This is a genomic window from Chamaesiphon sp. OTE_20_metabat_361 (assembly GCF_031364565.1).
This window is the reverse complement of record NZ_JANLWO010000205.1, coordinates 1-1,624: the sequence shown is the minus strand read 5'-3', so window position 1 is coordinate 1,624 and position 1,624 is coordinate 1. Positions and strand designations below refer to the sequence as shown.

The window sequence follows — 1,624 nt, the reverse complement described above, 5'->3', positions numbered from 1 at the left end:
TCATCGACAGTAAAGCCGCGCACCCGAGTCAAACCACCAAGTTCGCCGGATTGCTCATAGCGATAAACAGTCCCAAATTCGGCATACCGAATCGGTAAATCGCGATAGGAGCGCAACTCACTTTGATAGATTTGGATGTGAAATGGGCAGTTCATCGGCTTCATGACAAAGCCATTATCGGCGGCAATATCTTCGAGATTGTCCGCCATAATTGGGAACATATCTTCCTTATATTTCTGCCTGTGTCCCGACTTCATAAAGAGATCGGTTTTGGCAATGTGAGGAGTGACGACAGGTAAATAACCCCGCTTAGTTTGTTCCTTTTTGAGGAAGTCTTCTAATGTACTGCGGAGAATTGTGCCTTTGGGCGTCCATAATGGCAATCCAGGGCCGACCAATTCTGAGAAGATAAACAAGCCTAGCTCTTTACCGATTTTGCGATGATCGCGGCGGAGGGATTCTTCCTTGCGACGTTCGTATTCGGCGAGCTGTTCGGGAGTTTCCCAAGCGGTACCGTAGATGCGTTGTAATTGGGCTTTAGTTTCATCGCCGCGCCAGTAGGCACCCGCAACTGATTCGAGTTTAAAGGCTTTGGGGTGCAAATCGCCAGTATTTTCCAGATGTGGCCCCGCGCACAGATCCCACCACTTATCGCCGAGGTGATAGAGGGTAATCGGTTCTTGCAATCCGGCGAGAATTTCTAGCTTGTAGGGTTCATTTAAAGCGGAAATTCGCGCTTCGGCTTCGGCTCTGGTGACTTCTTCGCGGGTGACTGGTAGTTTTTGATTGACAATCTTGATCATCTCTTTCTGAATTGTCTTCAGATCCTTGTCTGTAAAGGCATCAGGGCTATCAAAATCGTAGTAGAACCCATTTTCGATCCAGGGGCCGATCGTCACCAGAGCTTTGGGAAACAGCTTCTGTACCGCCATCGCCATGATGTGGGAGGTGGTGTGTCTAATTTTTTTGAGGGTTTCCGATTCGCTGGTTTTGGGTAGATGAATTTTCGCTGGCTGTTCGGCGTTAGACATGGGTATAGCTGTTCCCTGGAAATGCAATATTCTAAACAGTGCCACACATGCGGCGATCGCTGTTAGATCTATTCTGTACTCGATCTATTTTACCCAGTAATCTGCGCTACGATCGGGAAATGGTAGAAGGGATGCACGGTGGGCGATCGCCGCCGCTCTGAGTCGTTCGGTAGATCGACCGATCGGATTACAATGATAGTAATGTTGAGAGTAGAGCCGCTATGTCTACGATCGAAGAAAAGATTGCGCGATTGGATCGGGGTCTAAAAAAACTTGTCACCTACCCGATAAAGCGGGCTATCTCAGCAATCTATGCCCCCAAGAACTTACTCAGTGGGGTTCATGAGGATGTCAAAGTCCATGAGGTGAGGATTGAAGATCGTCCATATCAAGTCGTAAACGTACGCAACGGTCGAATTTTCACGGATCGCAGCGGCAATGTTTCGGTGATGTCACGAAGATCGCTGGTGCCTGCGGTGTCATGGCAATATAATCCAGATGGAGCGGCAGCTCTGCCAGATATCGAAAACCACCTGCTCACACAAAAGCTATTGCTCGATCGATTTCCGTGGCGCATCCAGGGAACTGTGGTA

3 protein-coding genes are annotated in these 1,624 nt (G+C 48.8%); 2 read left to right on the top strand and 1 reads right to left on the bottom strand.

What is annotated here, in order from left to right:
• Window positions 1-1,031 (bottom strand): threonine--tRNA ligase (gene thrS / locus RMO35_RS05745; RefSeq protein ID WP_309739222.1); only part of this gene is annotated, 1,031 nt, incomplete at its 3' end.
• A 38-nt stretch (window positions 1,032-1,069) separates the two neighbouring features.
• Here thrS and RMO35_RS05740 point away from each other — a divergent pair.
• Together RMO35_RS05740 and RMO35_RS05735 are read left to right on the top strand one after the other, a co-directional pair.
• The gene (locus RMO35_RS05740) at window positions 1,070-1,192 is read left to right on the top strand and encodes a hypothetical protein (protein ID WP_309739221.1); all 123 of its coding nucleotides are present in this window, start codon (window positions 1,070-1,072) and stop codon (window positions 1,190-1,192) included.
• Window positions 1,193-1,252: 60 nt separating this feature from the next.
• Window positions 1,253-1,624: hypothetical protein (locus RMO35_RS05735; protein ID WP_309739219.1), on the top strand; the 372-nt coding region annotated here is incomplete at its 3' end.